This window comes from Bacillus sp. D48C, assembly GCF_053345735.1.
In genome coordinates this window covers 162,229-181,817 of the sequence record NZ_JBKFAQ010000004.1, presented here as the reverse complement: position 1 = coordinate 181,817, position 19,589 = coordinate 162,229, and the positions used below count along the sequence as shown (strand labels likewise).

The window sequence follows — 19,589 nt, the reverse complement described above, 5'->3', positions numbered from 1 at the left end:
TGCCTTCTTGCGATTTGATCCATCGTAATATGGTATTGGATGCCAATCCAATTATTATTTTACCACATTAAATAGTTGCGGTTATTGAGAAACAATAAAACTCTTTATTTGAATGAAAAAAGCCCTAGGGGGACTAGGACTTTTTTCTAGAATGAATATGATTTAAAAAAGGACTTATATAACGTAACATATGAATGTTTCGTAAATGTATCAAAAAAGTGAACAAAATAGTTAATTTAAATAAAAAATATTTCCTTGTATTAAGCAGCTAGCAAAGGCTAACTGCTTAATACAAGGAGATACAGAGAAGACTAAATGGATTCTGGCATACAGCCTATCAACATTATGGACATAATATTGAGTTTTATTCAAAGGAATTCATGTTTTATAAATTAGATTATGATAGTTGATATTCTCCATATTGACCAGAAAAGAATTAAAAATTCTAGTGAAATTCCAAGTGTTCGTTTCCTATTTTTTTGAAATTCTTTTATTAAATAGCCAACAGCACTAATTGCTATAAGAATGAAAAGAATAAGTTCGAGTGTAACTGGCATTTTATCTACTCCTAATACAATAATTTATTATATAAAGATTATAAGATATTTTTATGGCTAGTGGTGAAAAATTTAATAGAACTATTTCTAAATGGATGAAATGTTTCAACAGACCAATCAAAGGTTAATACAACAAGTGTTATACAATATACGCATGGAGGGCCATCGGGCTGAAGAAATATTGGAGTATAAAGAGTTGTTAGATTAAAGGATTATTACCGAAGAAGAGTTCGAAGTGTAGAAAAAGTAATTATTAGGTATATAGATGAAACGCTCAGATGAGCGTTTTTTTATTTGTATATTCGCAAGTAAAACAACATAATATCACTATGAATCCTTATAACAATATGAATTTTTGCATATTTTAAAATTCGATATATCCCTCAAAAACTTTTAATTGTATAATATATTTTGTCATATTTTTAGATTTTTCGACATAAACCAACAAAAATAGAGAACATATTGGGAGAAGAAATTATGTACACAAAACTATTAAAATCAATTACATCACTATCACTTATTGGTGGTGCGTTGTTATATACAAATGGCAGCGATGTAAAAGCTGCTGAAGTGGGTGTTTTTTCTGATGTGCCGACATCACATTGGTCATATCCTGCGATTAAAGATTTAGCGAGTAAAAATATTATTTCAGGTTATGGAAATGGGATATTTGGTTTTGGAGATGTTGCGACAAGGGAGCAAGTTGCGGCTTTAATTTATCGAGTGTTAGTACCGAATAAACAAGGTGGTTCGTTTAGTAATGATGGAACTCGTTACGTATTAAAGGATGGATCTACGATTAAAAATCCTTACGGTGATATTAATCAAAGTTCTACAATGTTCCCAGAAGAGGTATTAACTTTAACGAATTTAGGAGTTTTTAAAGGTGATGAAAACGGCCAGTTTAGACCGAAAGCTTCTGTGAGTCGTGCGGAAATGGCACAAATTCTTACAAATGCTTTCCATCTTGCGGCTAAACAAAAACATACATTTAAGGATGTTCCAAATCCATTTTGGGCAGAAAATGCAATTAGTGCGGTGCAGTCAAATGGAATCGCAGATGGCACAGGGAACGGGAATTTTGAACCGTATGGCACAGTAACACGTGAACAGTATGCGCAGTTTTTATATAAAACTTTGAAATATAAAAATGCCGATGTGAAAGATACAGGAGATGCGGCATTATTAACAGCGTTTAAAGAGGAAGTACAAAAGCGTATTAATACGTATGAAACGACTATTACACTTCCATATAAAACGAAAAATAATAATACAGACGAAGTGATGAATACACTTTTTAACGCATATAAAGAAGTTGCAAGTAAAAATGAGTATACAAATTATAATAGATCGAATGTTTCATATGGACTTTCTGGATCACCTGGAAATTATACATTTACGCTTAAGATTACATATCGTGAAACGAAAGAACAGACGGAATATGTCATGAAACAAGCGAAAGCAATCGTTTCTTCTATTACTCAAGTTGGAATGGATGATCACGAAAAAGTGAAGGCGATTCATGATTACGTAGTAAAACATGTTTCTTATGATACGTCTTATAAAGCTTACACAGCATATGAGGCACTTGTAAATCGTTCTGCGGTTTGCCAAGGTTACGCACTATTAACTTATCAATTGTTAAAAGAAGCAGGAATTGAAAATCATTTCGTGACAGGAACTGGGGACGGACAACCTCATGCTTGGAATTTAGTGAAAATCGAAAACAAATGGTATCACCTTGATACAACATTCGATGATCCGGTGCCAGATGAGCAGGGCCGCGTAACGTATTCGTATTTTAACTTATCAGATGAGCAAATAACAAGAAATCATGAGTGGAACCGCGGAGATTACCCGCAAGCTACAACAAACTATTATAGTACACTGACAAATAAAATTGCGGCAGGTAGTAAGAAAACGCCTGCATATCAGCAAATATTAAAAGATACAAAGTTAAACTATTTAGGAAATGAATATATTGCAAATAACTATACCGAATTAAAAAATAAAATGCAGCAGCGTTATAGTGCAAAACCAGAGAAAATTGAAGTGCTGTACAAGCAATCAATGAATGGTGCACTGCAAGATGTGAAAAAGGTAATTGGCGAAATCGATTATCCGCAAGGGGCAAACCGAGTTTCTTATAAAGCGGAGCCTTACAATGCGAAAGAAGGGTATTCTTTAGTGACGATTACGTTTACGTATTAAGAATGAGAAAAAGCATCTGTTTCAGATGCTTTTTTTTATTATATTGATTCGACAAAATATGACAGTTGAAAGCGAATTGGTCTGTTATGATAATTTTTTAAATTTTACATTTTGGAGGATTAATCATGAACAAAAAGAAGATTTCCGCTGCGTTAATAGGAATTGTAGCCTTATTTATAATTATTAATGTAGTTGTTATGAAAGAGAAAACGACATCAACCAGTGAAAAAATGTACTCTGAGAAAGAATATAATAAATTAGTAGATGAACATTTTGAAGAAACGCAAAAGTTGAAAAGTGATATGAGTGTGTTAGAAACTGAAAAAAAATCTCTTGATGAGCAAGTGAAGAAGTTAAAAGATGAGTTAGCGAAAAAAGAGCAACAAGTAGCGCAGCAGCCGGTTCAACAAGAACAACCAAAGCAGGAACCACAACAACCAGCACCAGCGCAACAGCCGGAAAAGAAAGAAGAGCCAAAACCAGAACAACCTACTGGAGCATTCGAAAATCCAATGAAAAGCATAAACAAAACAGAGGCAATGAATAAAGTAAAAGAAAAGGCGAAGAAAGACTTCCAAGATGATTATATGACACAAAACTTTGTTGCGGAGGAACAATCAAAAGCATTTGATTTCTTAAACAGTATTGAAATTAAATCACAAGAAGAATTAAATGTAATGAAGAATGCATTGAAAGATTTTTCTAACGACTTTATGACCGCGAAGTTTGTTTATGAAGAGCAAATGAAGGCGAAGAATAAGCAAGGATAAAACAAAAACGCTATCTTTTAAAAAGGTAGCGTTTTTGTTTTGGGTTATAAAGTTATTCCTACATTTGACATATACAGTTTGACTGTATAAAATGAAACTATTCAGTTGAACTATATAGTTTAGCTATATACTTATCGTTACATTGGAGGTCTTTATGAATAGAGATAAAAATTTACCATTAACGGAAACAACGTATTACGTTCTTTTAGCTTTATTAGAGCCAGCTCATGGATATTTAATTATGCAAAAGGTGGAGGAACTGAGTAATCATCAAGTGAAAATCGCAGCGGGTACATTGTATGGTGCGGTTGAAAATTTATTAAAACAAGGGTTAATAGAATCGGTAAAAAGCGAAGATAAACGAAGAAAAGTGTATGTCATTACGGAACGCGGGAAAGAAGTATTGCATTTAGACTTTATGAGAATGCAGCACATTATTGCGGTTACAAAAAGTTTATTACACGTATAGTTAGGGGGAAACGATGATGTGGAGATTGAAATTCTTTTTAGACTTTGAGAAAGAGGAAAAATGGTTAGAGGAGATGGCTTGGAAAGGCTATCAACTAGAAAGCAATACATTTGGTTATACATTTAGATATACAGAACCGGAAGATGCGACGATTAAAATAGACCATAGAGTATTTAGTAGAAAAAGTGATTTTATTAATTACTGCACATTATTTGAAGATAGTGGCTGGGAGCATATAGCTGGTAATAGGTGGTCAGGTACGCAATATTTTAAAAAGGTAGATGAAGAAAGTGAAGATGACATTTTTTCAGATCCAATGTCACGAGCAGGGAAGTATAAGCGTCTATCTAAAACATTTTTAGAATTAGCGATCTGTTATTTGCCGATATTATTTTTATTTATGTATAGTAATACAATGAATTTAGGAGCCTTTGTAAATCCGAAAGAACTATACTTGACGCCAGGATTATGGGATAAGCAAGGTGTATCATTTCTATGGTCATTCTTATTTGAAACGCCATTTGCATTAATGAGAGGACTTTTTTTGACATTTATCCCCGTTGTGACATGTATGTATTTTGTTTGCTCGTATAAAGCAAATCGGTTGTATGAAGAGAGAAGGTGATAGGATGGATCCCCTTAAAGTAGATACTTTGGGGGTTTTTTTATGTATAAATAGGTTGTTTGGTAATTGTTAACATTAATTCCTTTTGTTTGTGTTTAAATTTGATATAATTTTAATAATATTCCTTAGGAGGATGATTATCATTAATATACTTTTAGGTATTATTGGAGCAATTGTTTTACTGGCTTTTGTTATCCATCCAGGAGTCCCAGACAAACGTGTCCCTCTACAAAATAAACTTGCAGTAATTCTTCCATTGATTGTTATAGCTGGTTTAATTTCCTTGTATATATAATTAAAACAAGTACTTATCAAGTAACATTAAGATAGGTAGAGAAGTATATATGCTTTTCTACCTATGCGTAGTTTAGTAAAAATGCTCATCAACTTTTTCATCGCTATTGTTCTTTTGTTAATTGCTGTATGGACTGCAAACGGACCTAATATAGAAGATCAGCATAAATAAACCATTGTATTTCTCAATAAACAAAACAATTAAACATGGTTCAAGTCGGAGAAAGGCACCTTAGGCTGTCTATTCTTTTTTTGATATGGTTTATTAGAGGTCACCATATCAAAAAAATTGTACGTCTAGACGCATTTTAAATACAAAATAACCGATTCCTTATACGTTAAGAAACCGGTTATTTATTTGCCTACTTTTTTAGGGGGCTTTTTTTTGTAATGGTTTTAAATGATTGATTTAAGGTTATAAACTTAAATCATAAATAAAAGATAGAGTAAAAACTATATAAGAAATAAATATAACGAAAACAAGAAAACATATAAACTGAGAATTAGATACATATTGTTCTATTCTTTTTTTCATGTTAATTCGTATTGTTTTTCAAATGTGAAGTATCAATTGGAATTTGACCTTTCCAAGATCCAATTACTTTTCCAATTCTAGTTATATTTACATCTAAAGTAAGGGGCTGTTTAAAAGCGTCTTTTCCTTTAGAATCTATAACAAATGTAGCAACACCTTCAGGTTTATCATTATCACGAATGCCTACATCATTTAGTTTTTTACCTGCTGCCATAAGTTCAAAAGGAAGACGATCATCTGAATCATGGATAAATGATAGTCTCCCGTCATTTTTAATCTCAGGGTTTTCCTCTTGTTGCCCATTAATTTTACCATCATTTTCAAGATTTAATCCTGATGTATCAAATTCAAATGGTACTAAATTACCATCAGCTTTTTCCATTCTATAATGAACTGATATACGTGCATCTGCGATAAATACTTCTTTGAGATGTACAGTAATACCTTGATCTGTAATTTTTTCATCAATAGGAATATATTTACCATTCTTCATCATATCTTGTATGACACCATTTTCATCTCCTATTCCTTCATTTACAACTTTATCATTTGTAATTGCATCAGAAAAATATGAAGCAACATTTGTAGCCGCCACTTGTACTTGTGGAATCATTGCTGTTGTAAAAAGTGCAGCTGCAGCTACTGCTGTATAAATGAAACGTTTTGATTTTTTACTCATGTTTGTAAACATTCCCTTCTTTTGGTGCTTTTTGTGATTTATATTAGAAACATTGTCTAACTTGGAACGGCTTTCAAATGTTTTCCATGCTTGTTCTATATCAATTTTGATTTCTTGTGGTGAATTTGCAGATTCTTCATCTAGCATTACGTTTTCCCATTGATTTAATTTACTAATTTCTACTAATAAATCTTGGCATGCTTCACATGTATCTAGGTGCTTTGTGAATTCCTTTCTTATATCATGAGAAAGTTCTCCATCAATATATGTTTGAATAAACCCGATATCATAACATTTCATTTGTTATGCCTCCTCCATTTGTTTATAAATCTTGCGGAATTTCATTTTTGCTCGGACCAATAATGTTCCAATAGAAGATATTTCAATTTGAAGTACTTCTGCAATTTCTTTATATTGAAAACCAGAGAATTTCATTAGTAAAAGGGTTCGTTCTCGATCATTCATTTTATTTAGTATCGTTTGGACCTTTGTAATTTCTTCTTTTCTTATCCAATCATCGTCTAATGATGAAACATTTTGTACTTCATGGTATTGTATTTCTTTATCAATCTTCGCTTGCTGCCTTTTTTCAGATCGAAAATGGTTATAAGCTACATAAGTAGAAGATTTAATCAACCATCCAGGTATGTTTTCAATTCCTTTCCAATCGCTACGATATAATTGTAAAAATACTTCTTGTGCTAACTCTTCAGCGATAGATTGATCTTTAACAATCCAGATGATTTGTTTCACAGCGTAAGCATAGTACTGCTTAAATAAATCTTCAAAGGTCATATCAGAAGCATGACTTTCTTCATTTTCTATGGTTAACATGTCCGTTTAAACCTCACTTTCAATTTGATACCTGTATTATAGAGAAACCAGAAAAACGGATTTTGTGACAGTTTTTTTGGATATTTTTTTATATTTTTTATCCCGCATTAACGGGCAGTAAGACCCCCACCTCAAAATTCAGCGTAAGCAAAGAAGTTAGGTGGGGGGCGGGCTGCCCGTAAAAGTCCGATTGGTGGGGGTTAATAATCAGTGGTGGATGAACACCCCCCACTGATTAAAGTTTCACTTTATTTTGGCATAATTTAAGTCTTCTATTTTCATGAATATGTATAATTACATAAAATTTTAGTGAAAAAGAGAGTATACTTTCGTATTGTGTAATAAAGATAAAGCCCGCCTACGGAAATAGGCGGGCTTTTTTTTACATATAAAGAAAAGACACTCACATGAGTGTCTTTTCCGATAGTTTTTTAGCAGAAGCAAGCAGCTCCAACGATAATTAATAAAATAAACAATACAACTAATAAAGCAAATCCTCCAGCGAAGCCACAGCCGCCACAACTACCACCAAAGCCCATAACAGTTCCTCCTTTTAATAGGAAGGGAAAACCAAGGGGTCACTCATGTGTTTTAACGGATTCCATTTACTTTATGCTTTTACGAATGAATGGAGCAGGTCCTTTTCAAAATAGATTTATCTCGCTATTTGCTGGGTAGTAAGACCCCGATTGGTGAGGGCTAATTAAAGTTTCACTTTATTCTTTAAAAGCGAATAAATGAAAAATAAAATATCCAAAAATATAGATGGAAATCCGCTTTTATACCTTGCACTAAAAGAATACTAACATTATATATTATAAGGAATACTTGTCCTTAATTGTAAATGAAAGGGGGGAATTGGTATGAGTTATGGCTATGGTCACCCTCCGAAAAAATGTTGTGAACATCACAATGAGACTTTATCAACGGGTGTATTACGTAGACATTCTGCTACGTTGTTTCTTACTGTGGAGGCTATGAATGTTGATCCAGATGATACTCGTAGAGTAACTGTTGAAATGTTTGATTGGTCATCTGGTTCTCCGGTATTGTTACCATTAATAGACCCTTCAACACAAACATTGCCACCTAATCGATATGTTACTTTTCGTTCAGCAGCTCTTCCTCCAGCACTGTTTGCTTATGAAGTAAGAATCATTCGTCCGAAAGATAGAGATGTTGTTACGAATGTTTTTGGTCTTAGTGCAATCGTATTTAACCCACAAGAAGGAAATAATGTTTTACAACATGATTTAGCAAAATTAGACCTTAAATAGATCTTATAAAAGTCTATTTATTGGGTATGATTAAACAAAAGAGTAGGATGTAATCCTACTCTTTTTTTAATGTTAACTAGAATTTTAAAAGAAATCCTTCATCATTTTAGTATCTTTAATATTCACTATCACACTTTCTACCTTATCTTTCTTCTCATCTTTGGCAATTGTAATTTGTTCCTTATTATCAACCCAAACAAGAAACTCTTCTTTTTCGTCATCTTTATATGTAACGGTTATAGTAGAATGCACAGATTGTTTCTTTTTTTGATCTAAAGTGATAGTTTTAGGTGTTCCATTTTGAACTGCTGAAACGATAGATTTTATCATTTCTTCATTATCTGTTTGAGATTTGGAAGTAGTATTATTTGTTGTTTTCAGTATTTCAATGTCGGTAATATTTGCGGAGTTTAATTGAAAGGTATTTTGTGTATGTTCTTGCTTAACTTGTGAAGATTTATCTGTAACCGAGGTACTTGTACAACCTATTAAAGTGAAAGATAGAGCGGTTAGAGCGCATATAGATATGATTTTTTTCATATTATCCCTCCTTACGTTCAATTATAACAATTTTCCGTTAATTTAGGAGGTTATTGTAAGTAGAAGATGTTTTAAAGTGGTAAATGATGTTGTTTATTTTCTATTAAAATCAAAATTCACATAACTTTTTTTGAATTTTATGTTTAACATTTCGAAAATAGGTGTACTACATATAATATAACAAATAATTCATTTTAAAGGAGGAAGTTAAAGATGGAAACGAAGTATAGTAAACCTTTTGTATATGAATTTATTACGGAGAAAGAGGTCATGAATGCAGCGAATGATCTAGTGAAGAAAGGAATAGAACAAAAAGATATTTACGTATTAACACATGAGAAAGATAGGACAGATAGAATTGCAGACAATGCAGACGTGAATACAATTGGGATAAAAGAGGAGGGACTTGGGACAAGCATTATTAACGTCTTTCAAAAAACAGGAGATCAGTTAAGAAATAAGATGCAGGAGTTAGGGCTTAATGAGGAAGAAGCGAACTTTTATGAAGAAAAGCTGGATGAAGGGAAAATCTTGTTATTCGTTAAGGATTTAGAAAGAGTCGGTGAATGGTTACAAGAAAGAAGATGCATGTATTCTATTTAAATTTGTATCCTTTAAATCTATAAATCTATTACGAAAAGGAGATGGGAAATATGAGTGAGAGCGGGCTAAAAGAACAAATTACGGGTAAAGTTGAAAAGAAAAAAGGACAAATAAAAGAAGGAATTGGTGAAGTTACAGAAGATAGAGAGTTGAAAAATGAAGGGAAGTGGGAGAAGACGAAGGGAACTATAAAAGAAAAAGTCGGAAAAGTGAAACAAAAGATAAGCGATGAGTTGGATAATAAAGAATAATACATTTTCATCAAGCTTTGGTTACATACCAAAGCTTGATGAATCCAATATAAAAATAATATAGGAGGTTTAATTGTGGGACTTATTATTACGTGTATTGTAGGTGGACTTATTGGTGCGTTAGCTGGAATGATTACAGGGAAAGACTTTCCTTTAGGTATAGTTGGTAATGTAATTGCTGGATTAATCGGATCTTGGGTTGGTAGTGCATTATTTGGTCACTGGGGTCCTGAATGGGGAGGCATCTTTATTCTTCCAGCTTTATTAGGCGCAATCGTCTTTATTTTAATCGTCACATTCTTCTCTAGAATGCTACGGAAAGCGTAAGTATGATAATGAATAGTAATTTTAAGTTTGTTATATATAGCGATAGGGTTAATGAACTGATAAATATACATAAAAAAGCATCCAATGAAAATAATTTGGATGCTTTTTTAATGTAATCTGCATAGGAATGAGCGGGGGGATGAAGGCCCCCGCTCATTGAAATTACACTTTTTATTATGTATTAAACCATCGTTACTTTTTCACAATTATTTATTCTTACGACTTGCCTTGGCTCTATATGAGATAAGTCCTCGTTATTACCTATATCAACTACAATTGTATTTGTTAGTATATTAATAATGGAACCAACTAACTTTGTAGCATGATCGTGTCGATAAGAAAATTGAACGAAATCTCCCTTTTTAAAGTTGTGCTCTTCCATAGATAGATCCCCCTAAAAATAATGTTTATACATTATACATACACAAATTTATAAGGTTTAAACATTCGGTAGTATTTTTTTTAGTGTTAAGCTGAGAAAGGTGTAGAAAATTTATTTATAATGAAAATAAAAAAATATGTTTAAAACTAATTTTTATGGGTAATTAAATAGTAAAAGTTTGAGATAAGGGGGCGGAAATGATGAATTTGGAAATAAATATTTTGCAAAATGATGTAGGTTATACGGTACAACTTAATGGTGAGATTGATGCGTATACGGCATCAGATTTAAAAAATAAGGTAATGCCTATTACAAGCGAAAAAGAGGTTCATATTGTAGTAGATTTTCATAACGTAGATTATATGGATAGTACTGGTTTAGGTGTTTTTATAGCGCTATTAAAAGCAGTTAAGAAAAATGATGGAAAACTAGAGTTTATCGGTGTATCTAAAAGATTAAAAAGATTATTCGATATTACAGGGTTAACAGAAATATTAAATTTGAATTCCGATTTTGAAAAAGTAGAAAGAAGGTGACTAGGGATGATGGAGAGATTTGAAAAGATAGAAATGAAAATTCCTGCAAAGGCAGAATATGTGGCTATTATTCGTTTAACAATGGCTGGTGTTGCGAATCGAATGGGCTTTGCTTATGACGATATAGAAGATATGAAAATTGCTATTAGTGAAGCATGTACAAACATTGTACAACATGCATATAAAGAAGACGTTGGAGAAATTACAATTGTCTTTGGTCTATATGAAGATCGATTAGAAATTATGGCTGCGGATAATGGAGTTAGCTTTGATTTCAGTAGCTTAAAAAGTAAAGTCGGTCCGTATGATATTAATAAACCAGTAGAACATTTGCCGGAAAATGGTTTAGGTTTATATTTAATCAATACGTTAATGGATGATATACAAATCATGCATGATGAGGGCATGACAGTTTTAATGACAAAATATATACAAAGAGAGCAGGTGGAGAATGATGGAAATCCAATCTCAACCTACAACTCTTACTAAAGAAGACGTTATTAAGCTAATTGCAGAATTCCAACAAAACCAATGTAATGAAGCGCAGGAAAGGTTAGTTGATCATTATAAAAATCTCGTATATTCCATTGCATATCGCTATTCAAAAGGCGGGCCGATGCATGAGGATATTATACAAGTAGGGATGTTAGGGCTCTTAGGCGCAATAAGAAGGTATGATTATTCGATAGGGAATGCTTTTGAGCCGTTTGCAATACCTACAATAGTAGGCGAAATAAAGAAGTATTTACGTGATAAAACTTGGGGTATTCATGTTCCAAGGCGAATTAAAGATTTAGGCGGGAAAATTAAACTTGCGATAGAGGAGTTAACAGATCACCTGCAACGTTCACCGAAGATAATAGAAATTGCAAATCATTTAGGACTATCGGAAGAGGAAGTTCTAGAGATTATGGATGCGAAAAATAATTATCGAGTATCTTCCTTAGATGATGTAGTTGAAAATTCATCTGATGGAAGTTCGGTAGCGAGAATTGAATCTGTAGGTGAAGTAGAGCAAGGATATGAACAGACAGAAAGACGTCTCGTTTTAGAGGATATTTTTAACGTATTAAATGATACGGAAAAGAGTGTTATTCATTATATATTTGGAGAAAATTTAAATCAAAAAGATACAGGAGAACGGTTAGGTATTTCGCAAATGCACGTTTCTCGTATTAAAAGACAAGCGATAAGTAAATTGAAGCAAGCTGCATTTTTAGATACATAAAAATTTTAAATAATTATGTTTAAAACATGAGGAAAGGGGTACTTATTAAGTATAGGAGGAGATATAAAAATGTCACACGATGTGAAAGAACTAATCGAAGGATTGAATGAAGATTTAGCAGGAGAATACTCAGCAATTATTATGTATAACCATAATGCAGCTACAGTTTCTGGTATATATAGACAAGTATTGAAACCTTTCTTTGAATCTGAAATTAGTGATGAACAAGGACATGCCCTATATTTAGCGGAGAAAATTAAGACGTTAGGTGGTACACCTACTACGATCCCTTTACCAGTGAAACAAGTAGAAGATGTTAGAGAAATGTTAGAATCCGCTAGACAATCAGAATATGAAACAATTAAGCGTTATGAAACGAGAAAAGAACAGGCAGCGAAATTAAATATGACAGAGTTAGTTGTAAAACTAGAAGATATGATTGCAGATGAAACAAATCATATGGAAGAATTAGATCGTCTTTTAAATGATAAAGCAATGGTGTTAAATTAAAAGTAGAAATTTATACAGTGAAAGAACAAATTCCTATTTCTAGGGGTTTGTTCTTTTGTTGTATAAATATGTTTGAGTACGAAATTTTCATTTTGTAACTGAGTATGTAATACTAGAAAAATAGAAAATGATAATAGATTTACATTTTAAATAAGAAAAGGGGAAATAACTTGTGTCCATTTTAATTGTTGATGATAATCCGGTTAACATATTTGTAATTGAGAAAATTTTAAAACAAGCCGGATATCATGATCTTGTATCGCTCAATTCTGCACAAGAGCTCTTCGAATACATACAGTTTGGAAAAGATTCTTCCAGGCATAATGAAATTGACTTAATACTATTAGATATTATGATGCCTAAAATTGATGGACTTGAAGTTTGTAGGCGATTACAAAAAGAGGAGAAGTTTAAAGATATTCCTATTATTTTTGTTACAGCTTTAGAGGATGCAAATAAGTTGGCCGAAGCTCTTGATATGGGGGCAATGGATTATATTACGAAACCTATAAATAAAGTTGAACTATTAGCACGTATGCGTGTAGCGTTACGCTTGAAATCGGAATTAAATTGGCATAAAGAACAAGAAGAAAATCTTCGGAATGAACTAGATTTAGCTACGCAAGTACAAAGAAACTTATTAAGTAGCCCATTAAGAGAAGATTATATAAAAATTGAAGCAAGTTACTTACCTTCATTTAAATTAGCTGGAGATATGTATTATTGGTATAAAATCGATGAAAACCGCTACGGTATTATATTATTAGACGTGATGGGACATGGTATATCTGCTTCATTAGTTTGTATGTTTATTTCGTCTGTATTACGTGAAACGATTAAATCTTTAATCGATCCAGAACTTGTCATTAAAGACTTAAATAAATATATGACTCTTTTACATAATGAGAATGACGATATTCCATATTATTTTACAGCGATATATTTAGTAGTAGATACAGAAAAGAGAACGATTGAATATGTAAATGCAGGGCATCCTTCTGGATACGTTTTAGTTGATGAAACAAATATGGTTGAACTAAATCGCGGGAGTTGTGCGGTAGGATTTTTTGATGAAATAAAAGTTGAAAAGACAGTTATACCTTTTGAGAAGAACGCTCAAATCGTATTGTTTACAGATGGTGTTCTTGAAGCAATTGCAAATGATGAATTTGAGGCTGAAGAGAAATTACGTACTTTTACAGAAAGAAAATGGGGAGATTTAGAAGGCGAGATAGAAGGGTTTTATAAGGGAGAACAGAAGAAAGCACAATCAGATGATATGTGCCTAATTATGATACAAACGAATGCAAAATAAAAAGCGTATGAAATCCAAACAGAGGATTTCATACGCTTTTTATCCCGCATTAACGGGCAGTAAGACTCCCACCAAAAAATTTAGTCTGAAGCAAAGAAGGCAGGTGGGAGATCAACTGTCCGTAAACGCCCGATTGGTGAGGGCTGATAATCAGTGGGGAATCCCCCCCATCTGATTAAAGTTTCACTTTATTGTATTTTTTGATAAATTTGTTCGCTAGGATTAAATTGGGTATAATGCGGCATTATATCTGAAAAACGAAGAGTTTCTTTATTCCCTAAACATAGAAATCCATTGTGACTTAAACTTTCATAAAATAGTTGCTGCACTTGGTTTTGAAGTTTACTTGTAAAGTAAATTAAAACGTTACGACAAAGTATAATATGAAACTCGTTAAAAGATTGATCGGTTACTAAATTATGCTGTGCAAAAATAATGTTTTGTAAAAGTGATGGATTGAAATAAGCAAAACGACTATCCGTCGAATAATAGTTAGAAAATGCTTGTGTACCGCCAGCTTGTAAATAGTTTTTCGTGTAAGTTTGCATTTTATTTAATGAAAGTATGCCTTGTTTTGCTTTTTCTAACACATTTGTATTCATATCTGTTGCATAAATAACAGCCTTTTCACTTAATCCTTCTTCGTGAAGTAAGATGGACATTGATAATACTTCTTCACCAGTTGCGCATCCAGCATGCCAAATTCTAATTTCAGGATGTTTTTTCAATTCAGGAATAACATGCTCTCTTAGCGCTTTAAAAAAAGCAGGATTACGGAACATCTCAGTTACATTAATGGAGAAATCATTTAATAACTGTTCTAAAAACCCTTCTTCATGAATTACTTTTTCAATTAATTTTGAAATGGTAGGGATATTAGAGAGCTGCATTCTATTGCAAATCCTTCTATAAATAGATGTGCGAGCATATTGGCGAAAATCAAATCCTGATAGTTTAAATACCGCTTCTAATAGTAATTCAATTTCTAAGTTCGTACGCTTATCCGTATCTACTGATGGATCAAAATTATAATACTTATTTTCCACTCCAACTAAACCTCACTTATTTTATTAACCATACACTCATTACCGAATAGAGTTGATGTAGGTTTAATGGTTTACTTATATAATCTGAAGCGCCAGCAGATAAACATTTTTCCTTATCATTTGGCATTGCTTTAGCAGTTAATGCGATAATAGGTATTTCATGTAACCCTAAGTTCATTCGGATATTTTCCATCGTTTCATAACCGTCCATATTAGGCATCATAATATCCATTAAAATAAGGTCAATATTTGTATTGCTTTTTAGTATTTCTAAACACTCTATGCCGTTTTGGGCAGTAATAATGTTGGCGTTTTGTTTTTTTAATGCATTTTGTAACGCAAATATATTTCGATGATCATCATCGACAATTAAAATGGTTTTCTCTTGGAAGACGTTATTTGTTTCGGTAGTAACGATAGTTTCTTCAACAACTTCAGCAGGAATAACGTCATCTACCGTTGCTGCGACTTCTAAATTGGATAACTGTATATCATGTAATCCATTTGGAAGGTTAGGAATATATACCGTGAAAGTACTACCTTCTCCTAAATTACTCTCTAACGTAATCCAACCACCTAATAATCTAGCAAACTCTTTACAAATAGATAACCCTAAGCCTGTACCACCATATTTCCGAATTGTTGCTCCATCTGCCTGTTGAAAGGCTTCGAAAATAAGTTGATGCTGTTCTTTAGCGATACCAATACCAGTATCTTTTACTGAAATTGTAATCCACTCTTTACTTATAGATTGCATATCATGACTCAAATTGGTTGTTTCTATCGGATTGAAATGTAAAGAGACGGATCCTTTTTCTGTGAATTTAAATGCATTGGATAGTAAGTTTTTAATAATTTGTTCAATCCGTTTTGCATCTGTATAAAACAAATCTGGAATCGTATCACTGTCTTCAATAGTAAATTCGACATTTTTTTGTGCAGCTATATGTAAAAAGTTTTGATGCATATTGGCTGCCATGTCACTTATGTTCGTTGCTTCAAAAATGATGTCTAGTTTGCCTGCTTCTACTTTAGATAAATCTAGTATGTCATTAATTAAAGTAAGTAAGTCTTTCCCTGATGAATGAATGACAGTTGCTAGTTCAATTTCATCATCCGATAAATGATTATCATGATTTTCTCTTAACATTTCAGATAATAGTAAAATACTATTTAACGGTGTGCGTAATTCATGTGACATATTTGCTAGGAACTCAGATTTGTATTTTGAGCTGCGTAACAACTCACTTGCTTTTTCTTCTAATTCTGATTTAGTAATTTGTAAGTCAGCTGTTTTCTGCTCAGCTTCTTCAGTTCTAGACTCTAATTGTTCATTCGTTGTTCGTAATTCTTCTGCTTGCATTTGTAGTTCTTCCGCTTGCGTTTGCAATTCTTCTGATTGAACTTGTAACTCTTCTGTCATTGCTTGTGATTCATGTAAAAGAGTTTGAATTCGCATACGTCCCATAATGCTATGGATTGTCAAACCTAGATTATCAACAGTTTGTTGAATTAAATCTTGATGCAAGTCTGAAATCTCAGTTACACTTACTAACTCCATTACTGCAATTACTTCATCCTCAAATAAGATAGGGATGACTAGTAGGTTTTTAGGGCGTATTTCTAATAATCCAGTAGTAACGTAACGGAATTCTTCAGGTATGTCCCTGAGAATAAAACTTTTCTTTTCTAAAGCAGACTGTCCAATGAAACCTTCACCCATTTTAATAGACTGTTTTCCAACATCAGGACCTTGACCGGCGAAAGAAGCTTTCTTCACATAGTAGACAGTGTCTTCAATTTCTTCACGAACATAAAATGCACCGCAAGAAGTTTGCGTTTTTTGTATAACCCCACTAAGAATTTTGTTACCTAACATCTCAATAGAAGATACACCTTGATACATTAAAATTAATTCTGCAAGCTCGGTTTGCAACCACTCTCTTTTCGATATTTCGTCTAGTAAGTGGTTCGTTGTATGAGCTAGATCTTTTATTTCATCATGGCTGTTTACATGAATTCTTTCCGTAATTTTTTCTTTGGAAGAAATGGATTTAATAGCTTGAATTACATTTTTAATCGTTTTTGTAATGGAATTCGAAATATAGAGTGAAACGATAATGGAAATACAAGAAAGTAAGAACAATAAACTGTATAACCAAATCTCTAATTTATTATTTTCAATATCTAATTGTGCAGCTCTTTTTTTCGTTAGTTGCTCCTCAGTGCTACGGAAGTTAGTTAGCTGCGACTGTAATGACTGAATTTGAGTCGTGTCGATTGTTTGTACATTATTACTATTATTATTTGTAATGAGTGGGTGAATCTCTTTATTAATCCAACTAGTAATGTTTTCGTTAATCTGTTTTAATTTTTCTTGCTGAGAGGGGTTATCCTCTAATAAAGAAAAAAGATCTTGATAATGTTTTTCGTAATCCTTTTCTGCAGCGTTAAGGGATTGAACGTAATTTGCATCATTAGAAGTGATAAATCCTTTCGCTTTATTTTCAATTGTTAGTAAATCTTTCTCCACTTGATTCGTTAAATTAAGAACTTTAAAATCGTGATCAATAATAAAATTACGAGATTTTTGTAAACTGGAAATCCCATTGTTTAACATAATGAAAGAAATAAGCAAGAACAAAATGATAACTAAATAACCAGCCATAATTTTGTAACGAATACTAAATTTTGCTTTCGATTTCATCAAAAATTCCTACCTTCAAGATTATTAAAAGTTTTCTATTTTAAAGAATAAAAAACGTAATATATATTATATCAGTTTTCATAAGGCCAAACTAGAAATCCCCCTACTGTATTAGGGGGTTCTTTTTTCATAGAGGAAATCATTTTGAAATATAAAAACATATATGAAAGGTAGTAAACGGGGGAATAGAGGATAACAAACATTCTAAGAAGGAAAGAGTGTTCTTAAAGCTTTTTTTGCATCTATTCCTTCAAAAATAAATAATACAAGATCTTTCTTTTTTACAATAAGGAAAAAGGATACTAGAGTGCTTAAATTTTTGATTGATGTCATTGTTCCATGTTTACTTATAAACAAATTAGCTTGAAATGTTGTCATTAAAGCATAAAAATGATGAATCTGAGTTATTGTAGGTGTTTCATTATAAGAAATAGTAGTAGAGTGAATGGCGTTCATCGTAATATTCCTTTCCATATAGTGAGCATAACAATATAAACATACCCGTTTTAGAAGATGTTAAACGTATAAATAAGAAAAATATAATTAAAGTTTTTTACGTTTAGAAAGAGTTAGGAAGGGTATACATATACTATAAAGAGATTGACTGAAGATGAATTGTAAGATGTCTATGTTTAGTAGATTAGTCTATCAAAATATACTTTTACTTTAAATAAAAAGGAGCCTGGTATACATGAATGAAATGATGATTGATATTACATTTGATTTAATTTACTTGTTAAGTAGTTCACTTGTAGTGCTTTTACTATTCGCATTTTTCGTAAATGGTTATGTTAATAAGAAGGTTAGTGTATACAGAAATGAAGAAAAATAAAGATACATTATATAAAACTTTAGGAGGTTAATAGTTATGAATGTAGATAGAAAAATAGTAGGTGTTTTTAGAACAATTGATGATGCGGCACTCGTTATTAATGAATTAAATGATAAAGGATACCCAGCAGATAACATTTCAGCTATTGCGAAGGATCAAAAGGAAATTGAACACCTGGAAGAAAAATCGGGTGAAAAAGTTAAGAATGAAACTGCACATAAAGCAGATATCTTTTCAGCGACAGGGCTTGTAGCAGGAGGAGTAGCAGGGGGACTAGGTGGTTTATTAACTGGCCTTGGTATACTTGCCATTTCTGGAATGGGTCCAATTGTAGCAGCAGGACCAATCGCAGCAGCTATTGGTGGAGCTGGTATTGGCGGAGGAGCTGGAAGTTTAATAGGAGCATTTATAGGATTAGGAATTCCAGAAGAACATGCTAAAAAGTATGAAGAATATATTTACGATGGAAATATATTAATTTTAGTAGATGCAACATTAGATGATAAGTTAGAAATTTATAAAATATTTGATAAGCATAATGCTTATAACTCTGATTTCTTTAAATAATATTTACTTCACATATCAATTATGCAAAATATAAACATAGTGAATATCGTTTTTTTGATCTTACAACTTTGGCGCGGCCGAGGAGTCGTATGACTATAAGAGAGGAAGGGCTTATAGTAAAAGATCAAGTTCTATCATGTTATTTAAAAGGGAAGAGGTGCCTTTTCGTGATTGTAAAAATATTAAAGGATAGCAGTAATAGCTTCCTTTGTACAGTTCAAAATAAAAATGGAGACCAGTATGTGAAAAAGTGGTTTAGTAAACATGAAAATAATAAAGAATTAGGACGACCAACTTTTAAAGAAGTAGAAAAAGATTGGAAAGAAAATAGAGAATCGTTTATGTATCCCAATATTAAAGCGCTTTATTAAAATGGAACATAATGCGCGTTTTATTATTACAAAACTGTCACATTCCTGTAAGGTAATTCAATAGATTAGATACTTTTTCCGTGTCATAATAAAGTCATAAGAAAGCTTATCAAAACTACAACT

At 32.3% G+C, this 19,589-nt stretch carries 25 protein-coding genes; 17 read left to right on the top strand and 8 right to left on the bottom strand.

Going from position 1 to position 19,589, the window contains the following annotated elements; all coding sequences use genetic code 11:
* The first annotated feature begins 1,034 nt into the window (after nucleotides 1–1,034).
* The 5 genes from ACLBXA_RS12755 (at nucleotide 1,035) to ACLBXA_RS12735 (ending at nucleotide 4,927) form a co-directional block, all read left to right on the top strand.
* Entirely contained in the window at nucleotides 1,035–2,768 is a 1,734-nt protein-coding gene (locus tag ACLBXA_RS12755; RefSeq protein WP_081143649.1) for an S-layer homology domain-containing protein, read from the top strand.
* Between the two features lie 125 nt (nucleotides 2,769–2,893).
* Nucleotides 2,894–3,538, top strand: a complete 645-nt coding sequence (locus ACLBXA_RS12750; RefSeq protein ID WP_001035230.1) for a hypothetical protein — start codon at nucleotides 2,894–2,896, stop codon at nucleotides 3,536–3,538.
* 154 nt (nucleotides 3,539–3,692) lie between these two features.
* Nucleotides 3,693–4,007 carry a PadR family transcriptional regulator gene (locus ACLBXA_RS12745; RefSeq protein WP_001078063.1) on the top strand — a complete coding sequence of 105 codons (315 nt, stop codon included), beginning with the start codon at nucleotides 3,693–3,695 and terminating at the stop codon, nucleotides 4,005–4,007.
* 13 nt (nucleotides 4,008–4,020) lie between these two features.
* A complete protein-coding gene (locus ACLBXA_RS12740; RefSeq protein ID WP_002083001.1) occupies nucleotides 4,021–4,632 on the top strand; it encodes a DUF2812 domain-containing protein in 612 nt (203 codons plus the stop codon).
* Nucleotides 4,633–4,765: 133 nt separating this feature from the next.
* Nucleotides 4,766–4,927, top strand: a complete 162-nt coding sequence (locus ACLBXA_RS12735; RefSeq protein WP_000583951.1) for a hypothetical protein — start codon at nucleotides 4,766–4,768, stop codon at nucleotides 4,925–4,927.
* A 535-nt stretch (nucleotides 4,928–5,462) separates the two neighbouring features.
* Here the strand turns inward: ACLBXA_RS12735 and ACLBXA_RS12730 are convergent.
* From ACLBXA_RS12730 to ACLBXA_RS12720, 3 genes are all read right to left on the bottom strand, one after another.
* Nucleotides 5,463–6,440 (bottom strand): DUF4179 domain-containing protein, encoded by a 978-nt coding sequence (locus ACLBXA_RS12730; RefSeq protein WP_000650416.1) that lies wholly within the window; start codon nucleotides 6,438–6,440, stop codon nucleotides 5,463–5,465.
* 3 nt (nucleotides 6,441–6,443) lie between these two features.
* Nucleotides 6,444–6,974 carry an RNA polymerase sigma factor SigX gene (locus ACLBXA_RS12725; protein WP_000955505.1) on the bottom strand — a complete coding sequence of 177 codons (531 nt, stop codon included), beginning with the start codon at nucleotides 6,972–6,974 and terminating at the stop codon, nucleotides 6,444–6,446.
* 431 nt (nucleotides 6,975–7,405) lie between these two features.
* Complete coding sequence (locus ACLBXA_RS12720; RefSeq protein WP_000505670.1) at nucleotides 7,406–7,513, bottom strand: YjcZ family sporulation protein; 108 nt, start codon at nucleotides 7,511–7,513, stop codon at nucleotides 7,406–7,408.
* Nucleotides 7,514–7,837: 324 nt separating this feature from the next.
* Between ACLBXA_RS12720 and ACLBXA_RS12715 the strand changes: the two genes are divergently transcribed.
* The gene (locus ACLBXA_RS12715; RefSeq protein WP_000120211.1) at nucleotides 7,838–8,251 is read left to right on the top strand and encodes a hypothetical protein; all 414 of its coding nucleotides are present in this window, start codon (nucleotides 7,838–7,840) and stop codon (nucleotides 8,249–8,251) included.
* Between the two features lie 84 nt (nucleotides 8,252–8,335).
* Here the strand turns inward: ACLBXA_RS12715 and ACLBXA_RS12710 are convergent, their stop codons facing one another.
* A complete protein-coding gene (locus tag ACLBXA_RS12710) occupies nucleotides 8,336–8,791 on the bottom strand; it encodes a hypothetical protein (protein WP_000720869.1) in 456 nt (151 codons plus the stop codon).
* A 213-nt stretch (nucleotides 8,792–9,004) separates the two neighbouring features.
* Between ACLBXA_RS12710 and ACLBXA_RS12705 the strand changes: the two genes are divergently transcribed.
* The 3 genes from ACLBXA_RS12705 (at nucleotide 9,005) to ACLBXA_RS12695 (ending at nucleotide 9,972) form a co-directional block, all read left to right on the top strand.
* Complete coding sequence (locus tag ACLBXA_RS12705) at nucleotides 9,005–9,394, top strand: general stress protein (RefSeq protein ID WP_000448818.1); 390 nt, start codon at nucleotides 9,005–9,007, stop codon at nucleotides 9,392–9,394.
* 50 nt (nucleotides 9,395–9,444) lie between these two features.
* Nucleotides 9,445–9,645 carry a CsbD family protein gene (locus ACLBXA_RS12700; RefSeq protein WP_000004259.1) on the top strand — a complete coding sequence of 67 codons (201 nt, stop codon included), beginning with the start codon at nucleotides 9,445–9,447 and terminating at the stop codon, nucleotides 9,643–9,645.
* A 75-nt stretch (nucleotides 9,646–9,720) separates the two neighbouring features.
* Nucleotides 9,721–9,972 (top strand): GlsB/YeaQ/YmgE family stress response membrane protein, encoded by a 252-nt coding sequence (locus ACLBXA_RS12695; protein ID WP_000522902.1) that lies wholly within the window; start codon nucleotides 9,721–9,723, stop codon nucleotides 9,970–9,972.
* A gap of 181 nt (nucleotides 9,973–10,153) precedes the next feature.
* Here the strand turns inward: ACLBXA_RS12695 and ACLBXA_RS12690 are convergent, their stop codons facing one another.
* Nucleotides 10,154–10,354 carry a hypothetical protein gene (locus tag ACLBXA_RS12690; RefSeq protein WP_000390994.1) on the bottom strand — a complete coding sequence of 67 codons (201 nt, stop codon included), beginning with the start codon at nucleotides 10,352–10,354 and terminating at the stop codon, nucleotides 10,154–10,156.
* Nucleotides 10,355–10,551: 197 nt separating this feature from the next.
* Between ACLBXA_RS12690 and rsbV the strand changes: the two genes are divergently transcribed.
* From rsbV to ACLBXA_RS12665, 5 genes are all read left to right on the top strand, one after another.
* Nucleotides 10,552–10,890 (top strand): anti sigma b factor antagonist RsbV, encoded by a 339-nt coding sequence (gene rsbV, locus ACLBXA_RS12685; RefSeq protein WP_002106052.1) that lies wholly within the window; start codon nucleotides 10,552–10,554, stop codon nucleotides 10,888–10,890.
* A 6-nt stretch (nucleotides 10,891–10,896) separates the two neighbouring features.
* On the top strand, nucleotides 10,897–11,379 hold the full coding sequence (gene rsbW, locus ACLBXA_RS12680) for an anti-sigma B factor RsbW (RefSeq protein WP_000970581.1): 483 nt from the start codon (nucleotides 10,897–10,899) through the stop codon (nucleotides 11,377–11,379).
* Complete coding sequence (sigB, locus tag ACLBXA_RS12675; RefSeq protein WP_002083014.1) at nucleotides 11,342–12,118, top strand: RNA polymerase sigma factor SigB; 777 nt, start codon at nucleotides 11,342–11,344, stop codon at nucleotides 12,116–12,118. The genes rsbW and sigB overlap by 38 nt, the downstream gene beginning before the upstream one ends.
* 69 nt (nucleotides 12,119–12,187) lie before the next feature.
* On the top strand, nucleotides 12,188–12,628 hold the full coding sequence (locus ACLBXA_RS12670) for a ferritin-like domain-containing protein (RefSeq protein ID WP_000017755.1): 441 nt from the start codon (nucleotides 12,188–12,190) through the stop codon (nucleotides 12,626–12,628).
* Nucleotides 12,629–12,800: 172 nt separating this feature from the next.
* Entirely contained in the window at nucleotides 12,801–13,943 is a 1,143-nt protein-coding gene (locus ACLBXA_RS12665) for a fused response regulator/phosphatase (protein ID WP_000025524.1), read from the top strand.
* Between the two features lie 188 nt (nucleotides 13,944–14,131).
* Here ACLBXA_RS12665 and ACLBXA_RS12660 read toward each other — a convergent pair whose 3' ends face one another.
* The 3 genes from ACLBXA_RS12660 to ACLBXA_RS12650 all read right to left on the bottom strand — a co-directional run bounded on the left by ACLBXA_RS12660 (nucleotide 14,132) and on the right by ACLBXA_RS12650 (nucleotide 18,152).
* On the bottom strand, nucleotides 14,132–14,989 hold the full coding sequence (locus tag ACLBXA_RS12660) for a CheR family methyltransferase (RefSeq protein WP_000429058.1): 858 nt from the start codon (nucleotides 14,987–14,989) through the stop codon (nucleotides 14,132–14,134).
* Between the two features lie 16 nt (nucleotides 14,990–15,005).
* Nucleotides 15,006–17,696 carry a response regulator gene (locus tag ACLBXA_RS12655; protein WP_000836705.1) on the bottom strand — a complete coding sequence of 897 codons (2,691 nt, stop codon included), beginning with the start codon at nucleotides 17,694–17,696 and terminating at the stop codon, nucleotides 15,006–15,008.
* 204 nt (nucleotides 17,697–17,900) lie between these two features.
* A complete protein-coding gene (locus tag ACLBXA_RS12650) occupies nucleotides 17,901–18,152 on the bottom strand; it encodes a hypothetical protein (protein ID WP_447617239.1) in 252 nt (83 codons plus the stop codon).
* A gap of 235 nt (nucleotides 18,153–18,387) precedes the next feature.
* Here ACLBXA_RS12650 and ACLBXA_RS12645 point away from each other — a divergent pair, with 235 nt between their 5' ends.
* The 3 genes from ACLBXA_RS12645 to ACLBXA_RS12635 all read left to right on the top strand — a co-directional run bounded on the left by ACLBXA_RS12645 (nucleotide 18,388) and on the right by ACLBXA_RS12635 (nucleotide 19,466).
* Nucleotides 18,388–18,528: a hypothetical protein gene (locus ACLBXA_RS12645; protein WP_001004568.1), complete on the top strand. Its 141-nt coding sequence runs from the start codon at nucleotides 18,388–18,390 to the stop codon at nucleotides 18,526–18,528.
* Nucleotides 18,529–18,564: 36 nt separating this feature from the next.
* Nucleotides 18,565–19,095: a general stress protein gene (locus ACLBXA_RS12640; RefSeq protein ID WP_001100085.1), complete on the top strand. Its 531-nt coding sequence runs from the start codon at nucleotides 18,565–18,567 to the stop codon at nucleotides 19,093–19,095.
* 167 nt (nucleotides 19,096–19,262) lie between these two features.
* Nucleotides 19,263–19,466: a DUF4028 family protein gene (locus ACLBXA_RS12635; RefSeq protein WP_000635853.1), complete on the top strand. Its 204-nt coding sequence runs from the start codon at nucleotides 19,263–19,265 to the stop codon at nucleotides 19,464–19,466.
* Nucleotides 19,467–19,589 lie beyond the last annotated feature (123 nt).